This is a genomic window from Pseudomonas sp. GW821-FHT04C07, assembly GCF_059420325.1.
The window spans coordinates 64,731-89,203 of sequence record NZ_JBWKTM010000007.1 but is presented as its reverse complement, the minus strand read 5'-3'; the positions used below and the strand labels follow the sequence as shown (position 1 = coordinate 89,203).

Annotated in this window: 21 protein-coding genes; 7 read left to right on the top strand and 14 right to left on the bottom strand. The window is 57.9% G+C overall.

Annotated elements, in window-relative coordinates:
• Positions 1-17: 17 nt before the first annotated feature.
• The 4 genes from gcvP to AC07UI_RS14670 all read right to left on the bottom strand — a co-directional run bounded on the left by gcvP (position 18) and on the right by AC07UI_RS14670 (position 6,078).
• Positions 18-2,873 carry an aminomethyl-transferring glycine dehydrogenase gene (gcvP, locus tag AC07UI_RS14685; protein ID WP_494993171.1) on the bottom strand — a complete coding sequence of 952 codons (2,856 nt, stop codon included), beginning with the start codon at positions 2,871-2,873 and terminating at the stop codon, positions 18-20.
• Positions 2,874-2,882: 9 nt separating this feature from the next.
• Entirely contained in the window at positions 2,883-3,266 is a 384-nt protein-coding gene (gene gcvH, locus AC07UI_RS14680) for a glycine cleavage system protein GcvH (RefSeq protein ID WP_494993170.1), read from the bottom strand.
• A gap of 302 nt (positions 3,267-3,568) precedes the next feature.
• Positions 3,569-5,077 carry a transcriptional regulator GcsR gene (gene gcsR, locus AC07UI_RS14675; protein WP_494993169.1) on the bottom strand — a complete coding sequence of 503 codons (1,509 nt, stop codon included), beginning with the start codon at positions 5,075-5,077 and terminating at the stop codon, positions 3,569-3,571.
• 86 nt (positions 5,078-5,163) lie between these two features.
• Positions 5,164-6,078, bottom strand: a complete 915-nt coding sequence (locus tag AC07UI_RS14670; protein WP_494993168.1) for a LysR family transcriptional regulator — start codon at positions 6,076-6,078, stop codon at positions 5,164-5,166.
• Positions 6,079-6,230: 152 nt separating this feature from the next.
• Here AC07UI_RS14670 and speB point away from each other — a divergent pair, with 152 nt between their 5' ends.
• The 4 genes from speB to betA all read left to right on the top strand — a co-directional run bounded on the left by speB (position 6,231) and on the right by betA (position 12,201).
• Positions 6,231-7,229 (top strand): agmatinase, encoded by a 999-nt coding sequence (speB, locus tag AC07UI_RS14665; protein WP_494993167.1) that lies wholly within the window; start codon positions 6,231-6,233, stop codon positions 7,227-7,229.
• Between the two features lie 67 nt (positions 7,230-7,296).
• Complete coding sequence (locus AC07UI_RS14660) at positions 7,297-8,805, top strand: aldehyde dehydrogenase family protein (protein WP_494993166.1); 1,509 nt, start codon at positions 7,297-7,299, stop codon at positions 8,803-8,805.
• Positions 8,806-8,941: 136 nt separating this feature from the next.
• Positions 8,942-10,510 (top strand): purine-cytosine permease family protein, encoded by a 1,569-nt coding sequence (locus AC07UI_RS14655; RefSeq protein ID WP_494993165.1) that lies wholly within the window; start codon positions 8,942-8,944, stop codon positions 10,508-10,510.
• A 2-nt stretch (positions 10,511-10,512) separates the two neighbouring features.
• Positions 10,513-12,201 (top strand): choline dehydrogenase, encoded by a 1,689-nt coding sequence (gene betA, locus AC07UI_RS14650; RefSeq protein WP_494993164.1) that lies wholly within the window; start codon positions 10,513-10,515, stop codon positions 12,199-12,201.
• Positions 12,202-12,415: 214 nt separating this feature from the next.
• Here the strand turns inward: betA and AC07UI_RS14645 are convergent, their stop codons facing one another.
• Both AC07UI_RS14645 and AC07UI_RS14640 read right to left on the bottom strand, forming a co-directional pair.
• Positions 12,416-12,793 carry a universal stress protein gene (locus AC07UI_RS14645; protein WP_494993163.1) on the bottom strand — a complete coding sequence of 126 codons (378 nt, stop codon included), beginning with the start codon at positions 12,791-12,793 and terminating at the stop codon, positions 12,416-12,418.
• A 378-nt stretch (positions 12,794-13,171) separates the two neighbouring features.
• Positions 13,172-13,402 carry a hypothetical protein gene (locus AC07UI_RS14640; RefSeq protein WP_494993162.1) on the bottom strand — a complete coding sequence of 77 codons (231 nt, stop codon included), beginning with the start codon at positions 13,400-13,402 and terminating at the stop codon, positions 13,172-13,174.
• Between the two features lie 163 nt (positions 13,403-13,565).
• On the opposite strand from AC07UI_RS14640, the gene AC07UI_RS14635 reads away from it, so the two are divergent.
• Positions 13,566-15,224 carry a SulP family inorganic anion transporter gene (locus AC07UI_RS14635; protein ID WP_494993161.1) on the top strand — a complete coding sequence of 553 codons (1,659 nt, stop codon included), beginning with the start codon at positions 13,566-13,568 and terminating at the stop codon, positions 15,222-15,224.
• Between the two features lie 61 nt (positions 15,225-15,285).
• Here the strand turns inward: AC07UI_RS14635 and AC07UI_RS14630 are convergent, their stop codons facing one another.
• The 8 genes from AC07UI_RS14630 to AC07UI_RS14595 form a co-directional block, all read right to left on the bottom strand.
• Positions 15,286-15,471 (bottom strand): ribbon-helix-helix protein, CopG family, encoded by a 186-nt coding sequence (locus AC07UI_RS14630; RefSeq protein ID WP_216742500.1) that lies wholly within the window; start codon positions 15,469-15,471, stop codon positions 15,286-15,288.
• A gap of 233 nt (positions 15,472-15,704) precedes the next feature.
• Positions 15,705-16,958: an organoarsenical effux MFS transporter ArsJ gene (gene arsJ / locus AC07UI_RS14625; RefSeq protein ID WP_494993160.1), complete on the bottom strand. Its 1,254-nt coding sequence runs from the start codon at positions 16,956-16,958 to the stop codon at positions 15,705-15,707.
• A 9-nt stretch (positions 16,959-16,967) separates the two neighbouring features.
• A complete protein-coding gene (locus AC07UI_RS14620) occupies positions 16,968-17,972 on the bottom strand; it encodes an ArsJ-associated glyceraldehyde-3-phosphate dehydrogenase (protein WP_494993159.1) in 1,005 nt (334 codons plus the stop codon).
• Positions 17,969-18,100: a hypothetical protein gene (locus AC07UI_RS14615; protein WP_494993158.1), complete on the bottom strand. Its 132-nt coding sequence runs from the start codon at positions 18,098-18,100 to the stop codon at positions 17,969-17,971. Before AC07UI_RS14615 ends, AC07UI_RS14620 begins: the two co-directional genes overlap by 4 nt.
• Positions 18,101-18,658: 558 nt before the next feature.
• Positions 18,659-19,120 (bottom strand): DUF411 domain-containing protein, encoded by a 462-nt coding sequence (locus AC07UI_RS14610; protein WP_494993157.1) that lies wholly within the window; start codon positions 19,118-19,120, stop codon positions 18,659-18,661.
• A gap of 145 nt (positions 19,121-19,265) precedes the next feature.
• Entirely contained in the window at positions 19,266-20,246 is a 981-nt protein-coding gene (locus AC07UI_RS14605; RefSeq protein ID WP_494993363.1) for a copper resistance protein B, read from the bottom strand.
• 109 nt (positions 20,247-20,355) lie between these two features.
• A complete protein-coding gene (locus AC07UI_RS14600; RefSeq protein WP_494993156.1) occupies positions 20,356-22,242 on the bottom strand; it encodes a copper resistance system multicopper oxidase in 1,887 nt (628 codons plus the stop codon).
• A gap of 220 nt (positions 22,243-22,462) precedes the next feature.
• Positions 22,463-22,669, bottom strand: a complete 207-nt coding sequence (locus AC07UI_RS14595) for a co-regulatory protein PtrA N-terminal domain-containing protein (RefSeq protein WP_494993155.1) — start codon at positions 22,667-22,669, stop codon at positions 22,463-22,465.
• Positions 22,670-23,016: 347 nt separating this feature from the next.
• On the opposite strand from AC07UI_RS14595, the gene AC07UI_RS14590 reads away from it, so the two are divergent.
• Both AC07UI_RS14590 and copC read left to right on the top strand, forming a co-directional pair.
• Positions 23,017-23,721, top strand: a complete 705-nt coding sequence (locus AC07UI_RS14590; RefSeq protein ID WP_494993362.1) for a heavy metal response regulator transcription factor — start codon at positions 23,017-23,019, stop codon at positions 23,719-23,721.
• 368 nt (positions 23,722-24,089) lie between these two features.
• The gene (copC, locus tag AC07UI_RS14585; protein ID WP_494993154.1) at positions 24,090-24,473 is read left to right on the top strand and encodes a copper homeostasis periplasmic binding protein CopC; all 384 of its coding nucleotides are present in this window, start codon (positions 24,090-24,092) and stop codon (positions 24,471-24,473) included.

Here is a 24,473-nt window from a genome sequence, read left to right as displayed (position 1 = left end):
GTGTTGGGGGCTGACGATCAGGCGTCTTGATAATCCGCAATCGACGGACAGGCGCAGATCAGGTTGCGATCGCCGAACACGTTGTCGACCCGACCGACCGGTGGCCAGTACTTGCCTTCGATCAACGATGCAACCGGGTACACCGCCTGTTCACGGCTGTACGGATGCGTCCACTCACCGACGATTTCCGCCGCGGTGTGCGGGGCGTTTTTCAACGGGTTGTCGTCCTGGTCCAGGGTGCCGTTTTCCACCGCGCGGATTTCTTCGCGGATGCGGATCATGGCGTCGCAGAAGCGGTCCAGTTCTTCCTTGGATTCGCTTTCGGTCGGCTCGATCATCAAGGTGCCGGCCACCGGGAAGGACATGGTCGGGGCGTGGAAGCCGAAGTCGATCAGGCGTTTGGCGACGTCATCGACGCTGATGCCGCTGCTGTCTTTCAATGGGCGCAGGTCGAGGATGCATTCGTGGGCCACCAGGCCGTTGCTGCCGGTGTACAGCACCGGGTAGTGCTCTTCGAGGCGCCGGGAAATGTAGTTGGCGTTGAGGATCGCCAGCTGCGAGGCACGCTTGAGGCCCGCGCCACCCATCATCCGAATGTACATCCAGGTGATCGGCAGAATGCTCGCGCTGCCGAACGGTGCCGCGCAGACCGCGCCTTCCTTGCGCTCCATGGCCGCGTGACCCGGCAGGAACGGCGTCAGATGGGATTTCACGCCAATCGGGCCGACGCCCGGGCCGCCACCGCCGTGGGGGATGCAGAAAGTCTTGTGCAGGTTCAGGTGGGACACGTCGCCGCCGAACTTGCCCGGTGCGCAGAGGCCGACCATGGCGTTCATGTTGGCGCCGTCGATGTACACCTGGCCGCCGTGGTCATGGATGATCCCGCAGATTTCGCGGATGCCTTCTTCGAACACGCCGTGGGTCGAGGGGTAGGTGATCATCAGCGCGGCGAGGTGTTCGCGGTGCTCGATGGCCTTGGCGCGCAGGTCTTCGAGGTCGACGTTGCCGCGGGCATCGCACGCGGTCACCACCACGCGCATGCCGGCCATGTTGGCGGTGGCCGGGTTGGTGCCGTGGGCGGACGAGGGGATCAGGCAGATGTCGCGACGGTCTTCGCCACGGCTCTGGTGATACGCGCGGATCGCCAGCAGACCGGCGTATTCACCCTGGGAACCGGCGTTTGGTTGCAGGGAGATGGCGTCGTAACCGGTGGCGGCGCAGAGCATCGCTTCCAGTTCATCGGTCAGCTGCTGATAGCCGGCGCTTTGCTCGGCCGGGGCGAACGGGTGCAGGGCACCGAATTCGGCCCAGGTCACCGGGATCATTTCGCTGGCGGCGTTGAGTTTCATGGTGCAGGAGCCCAGCGGGATCATGCTGCGATCCAGGGCCAGGTCCTTGTCGGCGAGTTTGCGCAGGTAGCGCATCAGCTCGGTTTCCGAGTGATAACGGTTGAACACCGGGTGGCTGAGGATCGGCGATTGGCGCACCAGTGCAGCCGGGATGCGGCTTTCGACCGAGGCGGCGAGGGCGGCGAAGTCCGGCAGGGCCTTGCCGTCGGCCAGCACGCTCCACAGGGTTTCAACGTCCGCCTGGCTGGTGGTTTCGTCCAGCGACAGACCCAGACGCTCGCCATCCACCACCCGCAGGTTGATGCGCTGGGCGCGGGCCTGGTCGTGCAGGGCGGCGGTGTTGGCGCCGGTGGCCAGGGTCAGGGTGTCGAAGAAGTGTTCCTGCTCGACGTTCAGTCCCAGTGCGCTCAAGCCTTGGGCGAGGATCGCGGTCAGCTGATGGATGCGCTGGGCGATCTGGATCAGGCCTTTGGGGCCATGGTAGACGGCGTACATGCTGGCGATGTTGGCCAGCAGCACCTGCGCGGTGCAGATGTTGCTGGTGGCTTTCTCGCGGCGGATGTGTTGCTCGCGGGTCTGCATGGCCAGGCGCAGGGCCGGCTTGCCGAAACGGTCTACGGACACGCCGACCAGACGGCCGGGCATGTCGCGTTTGAACGCATCGTGGGTGGAGAAGTACGCCGCGTGCGGGCCGCCGAAGCCCAGCGGCACGCCGAAGCGTTGGGCGCTGCCGATGGCCACGTCGGCGCCGAATTCGCCTGGCGGCGTCAGGACGGTCAGGGCCAGCAGGTCAGCGGCCACCGCGACCAGGGCGTTGGCGGCGTGGAAGCGTTCGGTCAGTTCGCGGTAGTCGAACAGGTCGCCGTTGCTGGCCGGGTATTGCAGCAGGGCGCCAAAGAACGCACTGACGTCGGTCAGCTCGCGTTCGTCGCCGACCACCACCTCGATGCCCAGTGGCTCGGCGCGGGTGCGCAAGACGTCGAGGGTCTGCGGGTGGCAGTGGCGGGAGGCGAAGAAGGCGTGGCTGCCCTTGTTCTTGCTCAAGCGTTTGCAGAAGGTCATGGCTTCGGCAGCGGCGGTGGCTTCATCGAGCAGCGAGGCGTTGGCGATCGGCAGGCCGGTCAGGTCGCTGATCAGCGTCTGGAAGTTCAGCAGGGCTTCCAGACGACCCTGGGAAATCTCCGGTTGATACGGGGTGTAGGCGGTGTACCAGGCCGGGTTTTCCAGCAGATTGCGCAGGATCGGCGATGGCGTATGGCAGTTGTAGTAGCCCTGGCCGATGTAGGTCTTGAACAGCTGGTTTTTGGCGGCGATGGCCTTGATCGAGGCCAGGGCGTCGGCTTCGCTAAGGCCGGCGCCCAGGTCCAGCACGCTGGTGCCCTTGATGCTGTCGGGGATGACGCTGGCGCTCAGGGCTTCCAGGGAGTCGAAGCCCAGGCTGTTGAGCATGGCTTGCTCGTCGTCCTGACGCGGGCCGATGTGGCGCGCGATGAATTCGTTGTGGGTGTCGAGGAGGGTAGTCATACATGTTCCTCAAGCGTCGGCGTGGTCTTTGATCAGCAGGTCGTAAGCGTTCTGGTCGAGCAGGTTGTCCATTGCACCGGTGTCGCTGGGGCGCAAGCGGAAGAACCAACCCGTACCCAGTGGGTCTTCGTTGACCCGCTCAGGGGAGTCTTCCAGCGTCGAATTCACGTCGACTATTTCACCGTCCAGCGGCATGCTGATGTTGCTGGCCGCTTTCACCGATTCCAGAACTGCCACTTCATCGCCGGCGCGGTAGGTACGCAACTCGGGCACCTGAACGAAGACCACGTCACCCAGCGCCGCCTGGGCATAAGGGGTGATGCCAACGGTGACCAGGCCATTACTCTCAAGACGTAGCCATTCGTGATCGACGGTAAAACGCAATTCGCTCATATCAACTCCTCAAAGGTCAGGCGTACCCGCTGCTATGGCGGATGACGATGTTTGCAGGCTCGTGACGGGCAGCGAGCGTTGCCTGAGGGTTGAGAGCAAGTGTGGTGCCAATATTATTTATTCTTTATAAATCAATTGCTTAAGGTGTTTTTGGTGTTCTGCGAAGGGCCCTTTCGTATTGAAATCAATACAGGTGGCGGGGGGTGAGTGGACGAAGGGGAGGCCTGGCGGGGGAAACGCGGGAGTTGCGGCGTTATGTCTTGTATTCGATACGCTGTATCGATTTTCAGACAACGGTGGGTTCAGGCCTTGCCCGCAATACCGTATTTGCGCAGACGGATGGCGATGGCGCTGTGCGAAGATTGCAAGCGTGCGGCCAGTAAACGGCTGGAGGGATAACTGCTGTAGAGCTGTTCCAGCAGGTTTTTTTCAAAACCTTCGACGGCATCCTCCAGACTTCCAACCTCGCCATCGTTCTGCCGCGCCACGGCCGTCCTGGCGATATCCAGGTCTTCGATGTCCACCAACGGGCTCTCGCAAATGGCGGCGGCGCGAAAGATCACGTTCTGCAGTTGCCGCACATTGCCCGGCCAGCGATTGCCGAGCAGCGCCGGATAGGTGCCGGGCGCCAGGCGGCAGACCGGGCGCTGAATCTGTGCGCAGGCTTGTTGCATGAAGTGTTTAGCCATCAACAGGATGTCATGGCCGCGTTCACGCAATGGTGGCACTTGCAGATTGAGCACATTCAGGCGGTAGAACAGGTCTTCGCGAAAACTGCCTTCGCTGACCATCTTTTCCAGATCGCGATGGGTCGCGCTGAGGACCCGTACATTGACCTTGACCTCACGATCGCCACCGACCCGGCGGAAGCAGCCATCGCTTAAAAAACGCAGCAGTTTGGCCTGAAGGTAGGGCGACATTTCACCGACTTCGTCGAGGAACACCGTGCCCTGGTCGGCCAGTTCAAGGAGGCCGAGTTTGCCGCCACGCTGGGCACCGGTGAAGGCACCAGAGGCGTAACCGAACAGCTCGCTTTCGGCGAGGCTCTCGGGCAGCGCTGCGCAGTTCAGGGCCAGAAATGGCGAGTTATGTCTTGCGCTGATCGCGTGGCAGGCGCGGGCCACCAGTTCTTTACCAGTCCCGGTTTCACCCTGAATCAGCAGCGGTGCGTCGAGCGCCGCCACCCGTTGTGCACGGGCCTTGAGGGTGCGAATCGCCGGGGACTCGCCGAGCAGTGCATCGAAACCTTCGGCGTGGTCGTGGTGCAAGGCCGACAGTCGTTCGCCGATACGGTTCGGTTGATACAGGGTCAGCAGGGCGCCAGCGTCGGTGATCGGCAGGGCATCGAGCAGCAGGGTCTGGCCGCCGAGCGTGACCTCACGCATGGACAGGCGGTAACCGTGCTCGATCAATGTGAGTTGCAAGCTGGGGTCATCGAATAGCGCGGTCAGCGGCTCACCCGCCGGTTCACGGCCACACAGTGCGATCAGCGCCGGGTTGGCCAGCAGCACATGGCCGCGACCATCCACCGCCAGGACCGGGTCGGTGCTGGCCGCCAGCAAGGCATCCAGTTGCAGGCGTCGGCGTTGTCCCGGGAGGATGTCGACCATCGTCACCGATTGCACGCCTTGCACACCGAGAAAGGCTTCGCGCAGCTCCTCCAGGACATCGGCTTCAAGGGTCGGGGCATCGATGTAGACGTTTGGGGGCGCCATCTCGACGGCATCCAGATTGAAACTGCGTCGACCCAGCAGCGCAAGCACTTCCTGGGTGATGCCGACGCGGTCGATGAATGTGACGTGGATACGCATAGGTGGCCTGCAAGGGTTGCGAACGGGATCGCTGCGTCAATGAGTATGCCGGGCTCCGTTCGTTTGTGGCGAGCGTGACGCTCGTATCAGGTGCTGCGTGCCTTGCTCGAACAGGCTGCCAGATCCTCGAGGAAGGCCTGAAGTATCGGCGGCGGGGCAATGCCACGCCGGGTGATCACATCGAAGGGTGACATCAGCTGCAAGGTGGTGGGTGCCAGTTGGTGCATTTCGCCGGTCTTGATCCACTGGGCGGCAAAGTGCATGGGCAGAAAGCCCAGGTAGGCTCCGGAGATCAGCAAAATGGCCAGGGCTTCGATGTTATCCACGGTAGCCGCAGCCTTGTTGACGCCCAGATGCTCCAGGTCGTATTGCTGCATGTAGCCCCTGGCGACAATTCGGCTGGCGCCAATTTCTTCGAGCAGTTCGCTACCCTCGGCCTTGCTGCCATAGAGCGGGTGACGCCGCCCGCAATACAGCCCCAATGCTTCCTGATACAGCGGTGAGTGCAGCAGGCCTGGAACGTGGATCGGGAAGTGCCCGATGGCCAGGTGCAGTCGGCCGTCCAGTACGCGTTCCTCCAGTTCTGCGGGGGTGCCCACATACACGTTCAGATGCACATCATGCCCCCTGGACACGAAGCGCTGGGTGGTTCGCGGTATCGGTGAACCGGGGTCGGTAATGGTCGTGTCGATGATCCCCAGGTTGAGCTTGCCACTGATGTGCTGCTTGAGCACGTCGGCGTCCATGCAGAAATTTTCCACCGCCGAGAGCAGGCGCTGAGTGGCCTCATGGATTGCCACTCCTTGCTCGGTCAGGCGAAAGCCGCTGCGACCGCGTTGGCAGAGTTTGACCCCAAGTCGGGTTTCCAGATGGGTCATCTGTTCGCTGATGGTCGACTGGCCGGCATTCAACGCCGCCTGCGCGGCAGAAAAACCCCCGCACCTGACAATCGCGGCAAACACCCTGAGCAGCTTTAGATCGACATCGTGCAGCTGAATCACCTTGGACCTCCCATCTGTGGATGCATCGGAAATACCGATATGAGTATCTGATGTTTAGCATTTTTACCACGAAAACCTGCGCTCATAGTCATTCCAACGGCGGTCGTCCAGCAAGCCCGCTTAGCCAATAACAAGAATTGGAGATACCTGAAATGTCGAAGAATGGTTATGAATCCGGTCGCCTGAACTTACCGTTCGTGGGGCACTGCACCTTTGCAAAATCCGCGGTGTGCACCGATTGGGATGCGCTCGATGCCGACGTGGCGGTCCTTGGCGTCCCTAACGATATGGGGACTCAGTGGCGTTCCGGCGCACGCTTCGGACCACGCGGGATTCGCGAGGCATCGACGCTGTTCTCCTTCGGCCACGCCGGTGCCTATGACCACGAAGATGACGTCATGTACCTGACCGCATCGGACGTGCGCATGGTGGATGTGGGGGACGCCGATATCGTGCATACCGACATGGTTACGAGCAACGAGAACACCGAGTATGCCGTCCGCAAAATTCTTGATGCCGGTGTCATGCCCGTTGTGCTCGGTGGCGATCATTCAGTTCACGCTCCGGTGATCAAGGCGTTCGAGGGCCGCGGTCCGATCCACATCATCCATTTCGATGCGCACCTGGACTTCGTCGACGAGCGCCATGGCGTGCGCTATGGACATGGCAACCCGCTGCGTCGTGCTTCGGAAATGAACCACATCGTCGGCATGACCCAGATGGGCATCCGTAACGTGTCTTCTTCCAATCGCGATGACTACGAAGCGGCTCATAGCGCCGGCTCGAAGATCCTTTCGGTCCGCGATGTGCGCCGCCTCGGCACTGAGGGCGTGCTGGAGTTGATCCCGCAAAACATCAACTACTACATCACCATCGACATCGACGGTTTCGACCCGTCCATCGCCCCCGGTACAGGCACGCCCAGCCATGGCGGCTTCCTGTATTACGAAGTGCTGGAAATCATCCAGGCCTTGGCCAAGCGCAGTAAAGGCAACATCGTTGGTATGGATCTGGTCGAGGTGGCACCCGTCTATGACCCTTCCGGCATTACCTCGATTCTGGCTGCGCAACTGTTGCTCAACAGCATCGGCTTCATCTTCCACGAGCGGGCTCAAGCGCGGCACTTAATGAGCGAAACCACCCCGGCCTGATTGTCCGGATCGATCATCGAACCACAGTGACCCGGCGTGACCTGGCCGCCGAGCAGAGAGAATAAAAATGGACACGATCGTCAAGCACTACCTGCAAAAATTCGGAGTATCCGAAGCCACCCAAACCTTCCTCGGCAAGGCTCAGAAGATGTTCATCGGTGGCGCCTGGGTCGAGGCCAGCGACGGGCAGACTAGCGATGTCATCGAGCCGTCGACCGAGGGGCTGATCACCCGTATTCCGATGGGTACCACGCAGGATCTGGATCGCGCCGTGCAAGCCGCCCGTGCACAGTTTGATGGTGGCGCCTGGCGTCAGGCCAAGCCGGCGGAACGCGAGCGGATGATGCACCGCTTGGCTGACCTGATTGAAAACAACGCCGCTGAACTGGCCGAAATCGAATCGATCGACATGGGTAAGTCCGCTGCACAGGCACGGGATGTCGATATCCAGGGTACGGTCGATACCCTGCGTTATTTCGCCGGCTGGGCGACGAAACTCCACGGGCGTACCGTCGAGCCGTCGTTACCCGGCAACTATCTGGCTTATACGCGTAAGGAACCAGTGGGTGTCGTCGGTGCCATCGTGCCCTGGAACTTCCCGTTGCAGACCATGGCCTGGAAGCTCGGTGCTGCCTTGGCAACCGGTTGCACCCTGGTGGTCAAACCCGCCGAGCTGACCTCGCTGTCGGCCTTGCGCTTCGCCGAACTGGTTCAGGAAGCCGGGATACCAGATGGGGTGATCAACATCGTGACCGGACGCGGTAGCGTGGTCGGTGCGGCCATGGCCACGCACCCAGGCATCGACAAGCTCACCTTTACCGGCTCGACGCCAGTAGGCCGCACCGTCGGACGCGCTGCGCTGGACGAAATGAAGCGACTCACCCTCGAACTCGGAGGAAAATCACCGGTAATCGTGCTGGCCGATGCGGACCTGAAGGCCGCCGCCCAAGCCATCGCCAACGGGGTGTTCTTCAACTCGGGGCAGGTGTGCGATGCCGGCACACGCGCTTATATTCATCGCAGCATCTACGACGAATTCCTGCGCGAGCTGATCGCCTACACACGGACGTTGAAGATTGCACCGGGTCTGGATCCAGACTGCTTCATCAGCCCGTTGGTATCGGCGTTGCAAAAGGAGCGCGTGACCGATTACATCGAAACCGGCAAGCGCGAGGGCGCCGAACTGGTCTACGGCGGTCAGCCTGTCGACGGCCCGGGGTTTTTCGTCGAGCCGACGATTTTTGCCCATTGCCGCAATGATATGCGCATCGTCCAGGAGGAGATTTTTGGTCCGGTTCTGGTGACCGCGCCTTTCGACGATGAAGAGGAGGCGTTGGCGCTGGCCAATGATTCACCTTACGGGTTGGCGGCCGCACTCTATTCCAATGACCTTGGACGTGTGCACAGTCTGATTCCACGGTTGCGGGCGGGTTCGGTCTACGTCAATGCCCACAGCACCATCGACCCGTCTATGCCGTTCGGTGGTTACAAGCAATCTGGATTCGGCAAGGATCTGGGGTCGGAACAGCTCGATTACTTGCTGGAGACCAAGGCGGTCTGGATCACGCTGCCCTGAGTCTCGGCTGAGGCTCATCTTTACCCGGCGCCAGTGGCGCCTTCAGAAATTGGGAACGGCAAGGACGCGCCCGGGCTTCGTTCACCCGAAAGAATGCGGTTATCTCGTCATGATCTTCCAACAATAAGAGTACGTCATGAACACTAACGCCAAGTCCGCCCCGAGCGTGTCCAGCCTTGACGACAAGTCCGTCGTCGAGGGGCATTCGATTGACTTCATCCCCGAGAACGAGCGCACCGACAAACTGTCGAGTCAGGGTCCGTTCTGGTTCCTCGGCAACTTCACGTTCTTTACCATGACCATCGGCTTCGTCGGTCCCAGTGTCGGACTGACCGCCTTATGGACCACGCTGGCCGGTACGCTGGGCATCATGTTCGGCACGCTGTTCATGGCCTTTCATGGCTCGCAGGGGCCGCACCTGGGGCTGCCACAGATGATCCAGTCGCGTGCGCAGTTCGGCTATCGTGGCGTTATTCTCGTGCTGCTGGCGACGCTGTTTGTGTTTGCCGGTTTCAACATCGTCAATCTCGTGTTGATGATGCAAGGCCTGCACACGCTATTCGGCTTCAACCCCGCGGTGGTGGCGGTGGCCGTGACGGTGCCGGCCGCCATATTGGCCATCCTCGGCCATGACTGGATGCACCGCAGTTTCAAATGGGCGTTGTATCTGTCGATTCCACTTTACGGTCTGGTGACGCTGGCAGTGCTGATGGGCTGGGTTCCCGATGCGCCGATACCGGTGCTTGCAGCCGGTGAAATTGCTCCGCCACCGTTGGGCTTCAACTGGACCGGTTTCATCGCCCAGTTCGCGGCGGCGGCGAGTTACAACATCGCTTACGCGCCTTATGTTTCCGACTATTCACGCTACCTGCCCAAGAACACTTCGAGCGGGAAACTGATCGCGGTGGTGTTTCTCGGGGCCTCGTTGTCCGGCGCGTGGATGATTTCCGTGGGTGGCTGGCTGGCCGATCACCTGCATTCCACTGACGTGCTGGTAGCCCTCGGGCAAGTGGGCAACACGGTGTCGCCGCTCATCGGTACCGCAGTGGTGGTCGTCACGATCCTGGCCTTCCTGCCGGTCATCGCGATGAACATTTACAGCGCGAAGCTGACCACACTGACCTGTGTCGATTCGATCAAGCACATCGAGCCGACACGCAAGGCGCGTGTTCTGGCCATCGGTTTCGTGATCCTGCTGCAACTGGGCGTCGCCCTGAGCATCCAGAGTTCGGGTAAAGGACTGTCGGTGCTGGGTATCTACCTGGTGGTGATGCTGTACTTCCTGGTGCCGTGGACCTCGGTCAACCTCACCGACTATTTCTTCGTCCGCAAGGGCCGCTACGCCATTCCGCACTTCTTCATGCCGCACGGCAACATCTACGGCAGTTGGGGCCTGCGCGGCATCGCCGCGTACGCGATCGGCTTCATATCCATGATCCCGTTCTTTTACATCTTCGACGGCGTTGAACAGCGTGAGGTCTATGTCGGCCCACTCGCAAAAGCACTCGGCAGCATCGATATCGCCTGGCTCGTCGGGTTGATCGTGTCGGGTTTGGCGTACTACTGGCTCAGCCGCTCGATTGACCTTGCGCGTGAAGAAGCCGTCATCCAGCGCATCGAAAAAACATCTCCGCAATACACCACTGGCGACAAGCTGACCAAGCAGGCATTGCCGGTTTTCAACGGATCGACAGTCGGGAGATAACCATGACTATCCAAAAATACGATTACATCATCATCGGTGCAGGCTCGGCAGGTTGTGTACTGGCCAACCGTCTGAGCGAAGACCCCGACACCTCAGTGCTGGTGCTGGAGTTCGGCGGCAGTGACCGCAGTGTGGTGATCCAGATGCCAAGCGCGTTTTCGATCCCGATGAACACCAAGAAGTACAATTGGCGCTACGAGACCGAGCCGGAGCCTTACCTCAATGGACGTCGCATCCACTGTCCGAGAGGCAAGGTTCTGGGCGGTTCATCGTCGATCAATGGCCTGGTCTACATCCGTGGCCACGCTTATGACTTTGACGAATGGGCATCGCTTGGAGCTCAGGGCTGGGGTTACCGCAATTGCCTGCCTTACTTCAAGCGGGCAGAAAGCTACGAGGCAGGTGGCGACAGCTACCGTGGGCAAACCGGGCCGTTGCACACCACCAACGGCAATAACATGAAAAACCCGCTGTACGGCGCCTGGGTTGAAGCCGGTGCCGAAGCGGGCTACATCAAGACCGACGACTGCAACGGCTTCATGCAGGAAGGTTTCGGTGCCATGCACATGACAGTGAAAAATGGTGTGCGCTGTTCCACGGCCAACGCTTATCTGCGGCCGGCCATGGGGCGCCCGAACCTGACCGTGGTCACTCACGCGATGACGCGGCAGATCATCCTTGAAGGCAAAAAAGCCGTCGGGATCAGCTATGACCACCAAGGCCAGACCCACCAGGTCTATTGCAATCGGGAAATCCTCGTGTCGGCAGGTCCCATCGGTTCGCCGCACCTGCTGCAACGTTCCGGTATCGGTCCGGCTGAAGTTCTGCGCAAAGCCGGGGTCGAGGTCCGGCATGACCTGCCGGGGGTAGGGGAGAATCTGCAGGATCACGCAGAGGTCTACATCCAGTTCGGGTGCAAGGAACCGGTGACGCTCAATAGCAAAATGGATCCCCTGAGCAAGCTGTTGATCGGCCTGCGCTGGCTGTTGTTCAAGGACGGGCTTGGCGCCACCAATCATTTCGAGGCCGGTGGTTTCATCCGCTCCGAGAAGGGCCTGCGCTGGCCGGACATCCAGTTTCACTTTCTGCCCGCGGCAATGCGTTACGACGGCAATAAACCGATCAAGGGCCATGGCTTCATGGTGCTCACCGGGCCGAACAAACCCAAAAGCCGCGGCTATGTGCGAGTCCGTTCCGCTGACCCTTACGAGCATCCGCAGATTCAATTCAACTACCTGCAAAGCGAGCAGGACCGGGAAGGTTTCCGCCGCTGCATACGCCTGACTCGGGAGATCATCGGTCAGCCTGCGATGGACCGTTTCCGCGATGTTGAGATCGCGCCTGGGCCGCAGGTGAACAGTGATGAAGAGATCGACGCCTTCGTGCGCGAGAATCTGGAGAGCACCTACCACCCTTGCGGTTCGTGTCGCATGGGTGAGGACGACATGGCGGTGGTCGATTCCGAACTCCGTGTGCGGGGTATCGCGGGATTGCGTGTGATCGACTCATCGGTGTTTCCAACGGAGCCCAATGGCAACCTCAATGCGCCGACCATCATGCTTGCCGAGCGGGCATCTGATCTGGTTCGCGGGCGCAAGATGCTGCCTGCGTCCGATGCAGCCGTCGGTCTCGCCAAAGATTGGGAAACCAGCCAACGAACATCGCTGCCGGGACGCAACGTCAGGGTTTGATCCAGCCGAGCGTATCGCCTGCGCCAGGTTAACGGGAAGTTGGCCTGGCTCAGCCACGAAGGCGTCTTGTGTGGGGTTTCATAAGGCACTGAGTCTGAAGACGCGCTGGAGGTGGTGCGCTGACGACGGCGGGGAAGTGCCGAGCCTGTCGTGCTCGGCTTGATAAGCCTGTAAGGCGAGTTCCACTTTTCCGCCGCGGATAGCGGTCCGGACATCACACCCGGTCATCTCCAGAATGGCTCCCGCCGCATCGAGTCGCCCCAGGTTCTTGGGTGTTCCGGTATCGACCCAACAGTTCTCCGTTTCTTTGACGGAGTTCTGGTTTCATCACGCCATCAGCGATCGCTCGTTCCCGAGCGTTTTGAAGCATCAGGTAGCCTTGTTTCAGGGCTCTCTCGTGACGCTGTTCGTCCAGCGTCATAGCCTCTAACACGTGCGCCAGGCTACCGGGTCGAGTCTCCACGCAAGGGGGACGATCTACAACATTCAGGAGGGTCAACGGAAGGACGAAGTTGAGGCTGGCCCACGCGGCGTAGTCGCAGACGGCCGGAGAAGTATTTGAGCTATCGATACAGGCCAATATGTGAGTCATCTATACCCTCTTCTCGGCGGCCTTGAAGAGCCTATCAAGAGGTCGCTGCCCACCCGACTCGTTACGTAGCGTCAATACCATCCTGGCGGCACGTGTCGAAGCCGCGGGACTGTTGTATGTTTCAGAGATGAGTAACCACAGCCTGCGCCGAGGCGTGGCCACCAGCGCTTACCGTACCGGAGCGGATTTCTCGAGATTTCGCGGGAAGACATGTGGCGCTTCGATTCTTTCTTTGAGTGTGGCCGCATAATCCCTGGCCCCCCGCTCATTGCAAAACTCAACACTCCGGTCACCGAAGCAAACAGACCAAAGCTCTTCGCCTTGGTTAGACAGACGCTCAACCTTTACTGACATGATCAAACTCCAGGAGAGGAACAATCAGAAGTGAACTTCGGCGGACTTGATGCCAATGTCCCGAAGCTCATGGATCAGGTCATCCAGGTGCCCGAATGACTCGATTTCTTCGTTGTCATTGACCAGAAAGTAACTTCTTCCCGCCTCTTTCTTGAAAAGGATGATCCACTCGTTCGTGTTGGCCGGGTTGGCTATCACATGCGTGTCGAAGTGCATGCCTTCCCCGTGTTTGGTTTTGACGTCTTCGCGTTTCATGCGGATCTCCGAGTGTGGACTCATTGTGTCCACGAGCATGATTTTGGACCTTTCAGCACTGTATTTTCAGTGCGCTCGGGTGCTGTGCCAAGGGTAGCTCAACGGCTTTACTATTATCACTGCATGTGAATATTATGCACATGCCAACAGAGAGAGGCTAGTCATGATTGCGATACGAGAAGCTTGGAAAGCAGGCCTGTTAAGGCCTGAGCACTGGCTTCGAAATATCGTCTCTGGGGTCATCGTCGGCGTCGTGGCGCTGCCCTTGGCCATGGCGTTTGCCATCGCCTCAGGCGTCAAGCCTGAGCAAGGGATTTACACGGCCATTATCGGTGGCATCCTGGTTTCTCTCTTCGGAGGGAGCCGTCTTCAGATCGCTGGCCCGACAGGGGCATTTATCGTCATTCTGGCTGGCGTGACCGCTAAGTACGGCGTTGACGGCCTGCAGGTAGCAACGATGATGGCCGGGGTGATTTTGTTATTGCTTGGTATCACCAAGCTTGGGGTCATCATCAAGTTCATTCCCGACCCTGTGATTGTCGGATTCACTGCCGGCATTGGTGTGATCATTTGGGTGGGGCAATGGAAAGACTTTTTCGGCTTGCCGAAAATCGGCGGTGAGCATTTCCATGATCGGTTCTGGCATCTGCTCCAGGTGCTGCCCAACCTTCATGTGGCCACGACACTGTTAGCGCTTTTGAGTCTGGTGCTGGTAATTACAGCTCCCAAAATACCTGGCATAAGACGTGTACCGGGTCCCTTGGTCGCCATGGTTGTTGTGACGGTAATACAGTCTTATTTTCAGTTTGCAGGTGTTGCAACGATTGGCAGTGCTTTTGGGGGAATTCCCCAAGGACTGCCTGCGATTGGCCTGCCTGATATAACCATAACGCAGGTGATTGAGTTGATCGGCCCGGCGTTCGCGATCGCGATGCTGGGGGCCATCGAGTCATTACTGTCTGCTGTTGTCGCCGACGGTATGGCGGGTACCAAGCATGACTCCAATCAGGAGTTAATCGGCCAAGGCATCGCTAACCTGGTCACTCCCTTGTTTGGTGGCTTTGCTGCGACAGGCGCGATCGCTCGAACAGCTACCAACATCCGCAATGGCGGGACCAGTCCAATTGCGGGTTTTACCCACGCTCTCACATTGGTTTTATTGATCTCTTTCCTGGCGCCTCTGGCCTCGGATATTCCGCTGTGTACCTTGGCTGCGATCTTATTTATCGTTGCTTACAACATGAGTGAGTTGAAGCACTTCAAACGTATGGTCGAGCGTGCCCCAAAAGCCGACGTCGCTATACTTCTCATAACCTTCAGTCTGACCGTCTTCAGTGACTTGACGATCGCCGTGAACATCGGTGTCATTCTCGCCATGCTGCAATTCATGCGTCGGATGGCGTCTTCAGTCAAGGTGCAGCAAATGGTCGAAAAAGAGCTTGAGGTTGAGTTACGGATCAATGGCCATGTTCATCTTCCGCCTGGCGTTTTGGTTTATACCATTGAGGGACCGCTTTTCTTTGGCGCAGCAGAAACCTTTGAGCGCGTTCTGGCTCAAACGCACACGGATCCAGGGACATTGATTATTCGTCTAAAGCGAGTGCCATTCATGGATATAACGGGCTTACAAACGCTGCTCGAAGTCATTGAGCACTTACGTAAGCGCAGCATTGTCGTAAAACTGTGCGAAGCCAACGAGAAAGTCCTTGGCAAGCTGGACAGGGCAGGGATACTCCAAGCGCTTGGCTCAGAGCATTATCATGCTGACTTCAATGGTGCATTGGGCCGTTTCGAGATTGACAAGTTGCCAGGTTACAGCTGAGTGGGCGTTACGGGCAGAGCGATGATCTGGCTCCCATCGTGCCAGCCCATTGGCGAGTGAATCACTTACCATTAGCCGCAATTTTGCTTTTGGTCGAGTAGGACACGCCATGTGTCTCCAGGTAGTCTCGAATAAGCTGACGGACGACCTGTGAAGGGGTCAGATCCTGAGATGCACAGAGCTCCTCAAGGGCTTTTTTCTTGACGGGATCAATGAGCACAGTCAGTCGTGCGGTCTTGTTTTCCATGGAGTTGCCAGTACCCTAAAACGGTCGATGATAATCAAATTGTAATGGTCGAGGCATTATTTGTCACCGTTTAGGTGCGGATTCCACGCCATCCGGACACTCAGCCCACCAACATCCGGACACCCGTTCCACGCTCATCTTCACGTTCGGTCAGCTCGCGGTCGACCACGTCTTTCCATGAAAGCCATCTGCAGTTTGAGATCTCATTTGCGGGGAAGGTTTTTCCGATGCGGTCATGCGCATGGGCCTTTCTTCCCGACGTCGTTAAGTAGCGACGCAGAATGCCTGGGCAGGCCTATGGAAATTAAGGCTGCGAGCAGCACGAATGCGCTCGATATCCATAAGCACGCACCCAGTCCATGCACCTGATAAACCCAGCCGGAGAGCACAGTGCCTATCAGCCGTCCCATGGCGTTCGACATGTAATAAAAACCCACATCCAGCGACACGCCGTCTTCCTTGGCATAGGACACGATCAGGTAGCTGTGAAGTGAGGAGTTCACCGCGAACAGCGCACCAAAGACCATCAATCCCCCTAACAGCACCACCTGTTGCGACAGCCCGGTGTTCAACCCGAGGGCGATTGCCACAGGAAGCCCCGCCAGAGCCAGCGCCCAAAGGAATGCGGCGCGGCCATCAGGGACATGTCCACGTTTCTTGCCAGTGATGCGCGGGGCGAACGATTGCACGATGCCGTAGCCAATCACCCAGGCCGCGAGGAATCCGCCGACCTTCCAGAAATCCCAACCAAAGACGCTGCTCAGGTAAACCGGCAAGGCCACCACGAACCAGACATCACGAGCACCGAATAGAAACATCCGCGCTGCTGAGAGAATGTTGATCGCCCGGCTCTTGGAAAGGATTTCACGAAACCTGGGCTTGGCCTTGGCTTTGCCCAGGTCCTTCTTCAGCAGAATCAGGCTGCTGATCCAGATCAGCGCCAGGACGCTCGCCATGGCCAACAACGCACCCTTGAAACCCATCAGGGCGAGCAATGCCCCACCGAGAAAGAAGCCGACACCCTTGAGTGCATTCTTCGAGCCGGTGAGGATGGCTATCCATTGGTAAAGCTTGCCCTGTTGCCCATCGGGCACCAGAAGTTTGATGGAGCTTTTGGCACTCATCTTGTTCAGGTCTTTGGCGATCCCGGACAACGCCTGAGCGCCCATCACCCAGGGGATGGTCAACAAGGCTAAGGGCACCGTCAGCATCAACAGCGCCGCGACCTGGATGCCCAGCCCGATGTTCATGGTCCGGTTCAGACCCAGCCGGGCGCCGAGATAGCCGCCCACAAGGTTGGTGATCACACCAAAGAATTCGTAGAAAAGAAACAACGCCGCGATTTGCAGCGGGCTGTAGCCCAACGCGTGAAAGTGCAGCACCACCAACATGCGCAAGGCACCGTCGGTGAGGGTGAAGGCCCAGTAATTACCGGTGACGAGCAGGTACTGCCGCACTTCTGGAGCGAGGGCTGACAACGCTTTCATGACCGCTCCTTAGACTGCCAGCCCGACCATTCTGGCCAGTTCGACGGTGCGGTTGGCATAGCCCCATTCATTGTCGTACCAAGCATAGAGTTTGACCTGGGTGCCATTGATGACCATGGTCGACAGTGCATCAATGATCGACGAACGCGGGTCGGTGCGGTAGTCGATGGACACCAGCGGGCGTTCCTCGAAACCGAGGATGTCCTTCAGCTCGTTTTCCGAAGCATCCTTGAGGAACTGGTTCACTTCCTCGATGGTCGTGGCGCGCTCGACTTCGAAGACACAGTCGGTCAGCGAAGCGTTGGCCAGCGGCACACGTACCGCGTGACCATTCAGACGTCCGCGCAGCTCCGGGAAAATCTCTGCGATGGCGGTTGCCGAGCCGGTGCTGGTCGGGATCAGGCTCATGCCCGAAGCACGTGCCCGACGCAGATCCTTGTGGGGTTGGTCGAGGATGCTTTGGGTGTTGGTCAGGTCGTGGATGGTGGTGATCGAACCGTGGCGAATGCCCAGTTTCTCGTGGATCACTTTGACCACAGGAGCCAGGCAGTTGGTGGTGCATGAGGCCGCCGTGACGATGCGATGTTCGGCGGCATTGAACAGCTGATGATTGACGCCCATGACGATGTTCAACGCACCTTTTTCCTTCACTGGGGCGCTGACCACCACGCGCTTCACACCTTGCTCGAGGTAAGCCTGAAGCACAGCGACGGTCTTCATCTTGCCGCTGGCTTCAATCACCAGGTCGCAGCCAGACCAATCGGTGTCGGCAATCGCCTTGTTGGCAGTTACCTTGATTCGTTTGCCATCGATGACAATGTTGTCGCCCTCGGAGTCGGCCTGGTAATTCCAGCGGCCATGCACCGAGTCGAAGTTCAGCAGGTGCGCGTGAGTCGCCGCGTCACCTGCTGGATCGTTGATCTGCACGAACTCAAACTCTGGCCAGCTCCAGGCTGCTCGCAGAGCGAGGCGACCGATCCGGCCAAATCCATTGATGCCAACTTTGATAGTCATGTTGTTGTGCTCTGTATCTGTTGTTCGTGGGAGTTCGACTGGGTGTCGAACTGGCCGATGTGTTCGATATGGGCTGGATGCTGAATGGCGTGGCAGCTATTAGCGGTGCAGAGAAACAGGATTTTCATCGAGCGATCTCGTGGTCGAGGGCGCAATCAGGCGATTTTGCTTTCGCAGCAAGCGGCTGCCCGTTCAGGACGGTCACCCATTTGATGCGCTCATGAATTTCGTGAAGGGTGTGACGGAACGCGTCGGGTTTGGTGTTGGTGGCCGGATTCTCAAAGCTCCGGGCCAATGCCTCGCTGGCACCAGGTAGAGACAGGCATTGCGCTGCGGGTTATCGAATATATGATTTCCCGTATGAGAGGTAAAGCGTCAGCAGCAGATGAACTCGATAAGACCGTTGAACTCTGCTGAGCATCATTATTGCCCCCTGAATCTAGAGAGAGAGCGGGAGATCCAACCGGGGACGGCCAGAGGCGACCTGTGGGCGGAGGAGTGCTGGATGACTGGCTACGCTCACTCTGCTACTGGACATCTATACGCTTGGCTACTCCTGCGTGTAGCCAGCAGTATTGGATCTCGAATTCCAATCGAACAGGGGCGGATAAATCGCCCCTGGTTTTGCTGACGGATGAGACCGACCGCATCGAACCGGTTGCAGCTCCCCAGTACCTGAATCCAGATCAGGTTCCAGGATATTGCGCGATGATCTGATCGGTGCCTGCTTTAGTCAGGCCGACAATCTGATAAGCGTCGTGCTTTCCATCGACTTCCATCCCTGGCGAGCCTGCCGGCATACCGGGCGCAGCGATCCCGACCAGGTCATCGCGTTCGCTCATCGCAATTATTTGCTCAGCGGGTACGTGGCCCTCAACGAACTTCCCGTTGATCACCGCGGTGTGGCACGACGAGAGTCGTGGAACGACACCAAGGTCCTGTTTAACCGCACTCATGTTGGTTTCTACATGGTCAATTACGGTGAAGCCGTTGGCTTCAAGGTGCTGAATCCACTTCTTGCAGCACCCGCAGTTTGCATCTCGATGAACATCGATTGTCAGGGCCTGTGCCGCGTGAGCAGTTGAACCAATGAACAGTGCCGCGAATGTCGCGATGCGTAATGCTCGCAGACGAAAGTTATTGTGCATGGGTAATATCCTTGCCTTGGCAGCGGCGTGAACCTTTGAAGTTTCGACACCCGCTGCATGGGTGTGCTTGATGTTTCTACCTTGAGCGGGGGAGAAGTCTCCCCGATCACTCAAAGTGCTTGATGGTGTTGCTCAGGCAAATGACTCAGAACCACATCCGAATACCAGCCACAAATCGAGCCTCGTTGGTCTTTTGTCCTTCGTCTTCGGCCAGGTCGGCGGTTTTGCCGTAGGAGCGATTCCAGGTCACCCCGATATAGGGCGCAAATTCGCGGACAATCTCATAGCGCAAACGCAAGCCCACTTCGGTATTTGCCAAGCCCGAGCCAATGCCGCGCTGAGGATCGTTTTTCCCGTAAAGGTTCATCTCGGCGGTGGGCTGCAAGATCAGGCGATTGGTGAGCAGAATGTCGTAGTCACCCTCGAACCGAGCGGCGCTCTGGCCGTTCTCGCCGATGTAAGCAGTCGCTTCGGTTTCGAAGTTGTAGAGGGCCATCCCCTGAATACCAAGAGCCCCCCAAGTCTGTGGTGAGCCGGGTTTGAAGTCTTGGCGTACACCGGTGACGACATCCCACCACGGACCGATCGAATGCCCCCAAAGCGCCTGGAGTTCGGCGCTCTCGGTTACGCCGTTGGTACGTTCACCTTCCGAGCGCAACCACAGGCGATCAATGTCTCCACCAATCCATCCCTTTGCATCCCAGCTCAGTGCGCTGCCGTTGTCAGCATCCTGGTACTCGAACTTATCAAGCAGGATGAAGGCGTTGAGTTTTTTGTCGTGCACGCCATGACCAGCCACGGATGGAAAGGCGGCGGCACGATCAGCGTCGGTCAGTACCGGAATGGGGGTACGACTGGTGGTGGTCGCTCCTGAATCCATACTCATATTGCTGTGGTCCATGCTCTCCATGCCGTCCATTTGGCCTTGGTCCATGTTCATCTTGCCGTGATCCATGGCCCCCATCTTGCTATGGTCCATGGTTCCCATCGAACCGTGATCCATCTCTTCAGCGGCGTTGGCCAAGGCAGAGAAAGCAGGACTGACGGAGACTGCCAGTGCAATCAAGGCTGGGCGTAAAAGCATACTGGTCATGATCTCAATCTGCCTGTTTGGTTTTTGGGTCATGATCCATCGACTCATGGCTCATCGTGTTGTGGTCCACTGCCCCGTGTTCAGGTTTGGACTCGCCCATCAGCGATTGACGATTTAGGTAAGTGCTCATAACCCGTCTCATTTACTCATCAACCCGTACTTCACGGAACATGCCCATTTCCATATGGAACAGCAGGTGACAGTGATAGGCCCAGCGACCCAGAGCATCGGCGGTGACTCTATAGCTGCGTTTGGTTCCGGGCGGCATGTCAATCGTGTGTTTGCGCACCATGAATTTGCCGTTCTCATCTTCAAGGTCGCTCCACATGCCGTGGAGGTGGATGGGGTGGGTCATCATGGTGTCGTTCACCAGCGTGATGCGCAGGCGCTCGCCATATTTGAGGCGCAACGGTTCGGCGTCAGAGAACTTGATGCCGTTGAACGACCACGAGAACTTCTCCATGTGACCGGTCAGGTGCAGCTCGATGGTGCGATTGGGTTCGCGGCCATCAGGATCCTGGAAAGTACTTTTCAGGTCAGAGTAGGTGAGCACGCGACGACCATTGTTTCGTAAGCCAATGCCGGGATCGTTTAGCTTTGGCGTTGGGCTCATGGCCTGCATGTCAACCAAGGGGTTGTTGGTTTCGGAAGCGGGGTGAGTCTGCATTTCTCCCCCCATACCACTCATGCCAGCCATTCCCGACATATCGCCATGGTCCATCCCAGCCATCTTGCTGTGATCCATGCCGGCCATGTTGGACATGTCGCCTTGGTCCATGCCGGTCATATCGCCTTGATCCATGCCAGTCATCTTGCTGTGATCCATCCCGGCCATCCCGGACATGTCACCTTGCTTCATATCGCCGCCGCCCATGCCCGCCATGCTGCCATGGTCCATCCCGGTCATACCGCCCATCCCCATGTCATCCATGGTCAAAAGAGGGCGGGGATCAATCGCCGGTACCGGCGCCTTCAACCCTTCGCGTACCGCCAGGGTTCCGCGTGCATAACCGGTGCGATCCATGGATTGGGCGAAGATGGTGTAAGCCTCTTCGCTGACAGGCTCCACGATCACGTCATAGGTTTCTGCTACGGCGATTCGGAATTCGTCGACGCTGACCGGGTTGACGTGCTGGCCATCGGCGGCCACAACAGTCATTTTCAAACCAGGGATACGGACGTCGAAATAGCTCATGGCCGAGCCGTTGATAAAGCGCAGGCGCAGCTTCTCACCCGGTTTGAAAATGCCGGTCCAGTTGCCATTGGGGGCCTGGCCATTCATGAGGTAGGTGTAGGTATCGCCACTGACGTCTGCGAGATCGGTGGGGTTCATTTTCATTTCGGCCCACATCTTCCGATCGGCCACGGCTGCGGACCAGCCTTGCTTGCTGACATCGTCGATGAAGTCGCCAACAGTACGTTTGTGGTGGTTGTAGTAGTCCGATTGTTTCTTCAGCTTGGCCATGACGCGACCAGGATCTTCATCGGTCCAGTCGGTCAGCATCACCACGTAATCGCGGTTGTATTGAAAAGGTTCAGGCTCTTTTGAGTCGATCACGATTGGACCGTAGACGCCTACCTGTTCCTGTAAACCAGAGTGGCTGTGGTACCAGTACGTACCGTTCTGGTGAACTTTGAACTTGTACTCGTACATGCCATCGGGTGCGATGCCATGGAAACTCAAACCAGGTACACCGTCCATATTGGCCGGCAGAATGATCCCGTGCCAATGGATCGAGGTGTCCTGGTCCAGACGGTTTTTCACACGCAGTGTGACCGTTTCTCCTTCGCGCCAGCGCAGCAGAGGCCCCGGCAGAGTGCCATTGATGGTCATGGCTGTGCGCGGCGAACCGGTGATGTTTACCGGGGTTTCACCAATAAACAGATCAAACTCGTTGCCAGTCAGTACGCTCGGCAGACCAGCACTGGTCACTGCCCATACAGGGGTGCGCCACAGACCAAGGCCGCCAAGAATGCCACCCGCTGTCAGGCCTTTGACGAAGGTCCGCCTGGAGGTTTTGGAATGCATGCCGTATATGTCCAATCAATCAAAAGGGGAGCTGTGCGAAACAACCAGTGAGTTGCCCATACAGGTTGAAGGCACTCTCTCGGGAGTTCGTATTGGTCCCGGATGAGCTTCGCCCGCCGTCACTAAAGACGAATTGATACGGCAAGCGAGTTCAGAAATTGCCACATTTGAACCACCACAGTGATTACATTTCTGTCAGCTTGAGAGTGCGCTCAGCTATTCAGCAATCAGTGTGCTCGAGTGCTTTGGTTTTACTTTCTGCGACGGGAGGTTGAGTGCCTTGGGTTTGGGCTACTCGGTACGATTCCATTGAATCCTTCCTGGCCGCGTCCATCCGTGCGAATGTCCGGTCACCACCACCTTCGGCCATAGCGAGAGAAGAGACGGTCAAGGCAGCGATGACAAGCAGGGTTTTGACGGATTTCATTTGGGTATCCTCGGATGAGTTTTGTTTTCCCCTTTGAATCCACATCAGGATGATGATTCTTGGGGCTGAGCTTCAGGCTCGATACAACTTTAAAACCCGTTCCCTGTCAGAAGCCTTAAGTGAGCATTACCGTTGTGTCAGGTTGCGACTTCCTTCTTGAACAGATGCGTAAGCGCAGCGCAGGTTCAAGACATGATGCCCATCCCCATAATGAGTGCGCACATGGCCATATTTGAGTAGCGCTTGCTGACATCTATCTGAGGCCAGGATTACTTTTCTGTCAGTTTCTGCTTGGCTGGACCTATTCATTGCAAACTCAGTCCGTCATCACTTTGAGATCCACCCTCATGAGACTTCTGGTTGCTGAAGACGAACCAAAAACAGGTATCTATTTGCAGCAGGGCCTCACAGAGTCGGGGTTCAATGTCGATCGCTTTACCAATGGTACGCAGGCGCTTCAGCACGCCTTGAGCGAGGCGTATGACCTGCTGATTCTCGATGTCATGATGCCCGGCCTGGATGGCTGGGAAGTACTTCAGAAGGTGCGTGCATCCGGGAACGATGTTCCCGTCCTCTTCCTGACTGCGCGAGACCGCGTTGAAGATCGAGTAAAGGGGCTTGAGCTTGGAGCCGATGATTACCTGATCAAACCCTTCGCGTTTTCTGAATTGTTGGCCCGCGTTCGAACGCTACTGCGTCGGGGTAACAGTGCGCCTTCGCAAACCCATATGAAACTGGCCGATCTGGAGGTGGACCTGCTCAAGCGCAGAGCCATTCGTGGAGGCAAACGCATAGACCTCACGGCGAAGGAATTTGCGTTGCTCGAGCTGTTGCTGCGCCGCCGGGGCGAGGTGCTGCCAAAGTCACTTATCGCCTCCCAGGTCTGGGACATGAACTTCGACAGCGATACCAATGTTATCGAGGTCGCGGTGAGGAGGCTGAGAGCGAAGATCGACGACGACTTTGAGGTCAAGCTGATCCATACCTCTCGGGGCATGGGTTACATGCTCGACGCACCAGACTCGGAGTCGCAATTCGCTCCTCATGAGTGATCAAACACCGAATTGATAACCATGGTTTGCGACCTTGCTCTCAGATGGACTGAGCGCTTTGAAGTGTCCAGAAAGTCTTGAAGTCGGGGCGGATGGGACAGCGCGTTATGCCCCGTGAGGCCCCTTATTCTGGGCATAGAGCCAGTCCCAAGCTGACTGAAATGTAATCGAACGGTCCGCGTTCATGTGGCATCGTGTATCTGCACTGTGACGCTGGAGTCTTGGCCAACGCCCCTATGTTCAGCATGTACCAGGACGCGGAATACGCTGGGTATTCGTCTGTGGTTATAACAAGAATCGGAAAGTAAAAACCAGATCTCCCCCCAATCAAACCTCGAATCAACAGCTCATGCTGTGAGGAGTCTTGCATGTCATTCTTTAAAACTACCACCGTAGCCGTTGCGCTTACCGCTGGTTTGCTGATTAGTGCAGTCGCTCAAGCACATCCCAAACTCCTTTCTTCCACGCCTGTTGAAGGTTCGGACTCTGCGGCACCTTCAAAAATTGAACTGCACTTTTCTGAGAATCTCACGACTCAGTTCTCTGGTGCAAAACTGATCATGACCGATATGCCAGGCATGCCGAACTCTCCAATGGGTGTTAAAGCTGGTGTTTCCGGCGGCGCCGATCCAAAAATGATGGTTATCACGCCTGCTTCTCCACTGACCACTGGTACCTACAAGGTTGAATGGCGTGCTGTCTCTTCGGACACTCATCCCATCACCGGCAACTTCTCTTTCAAAGTGAAATGA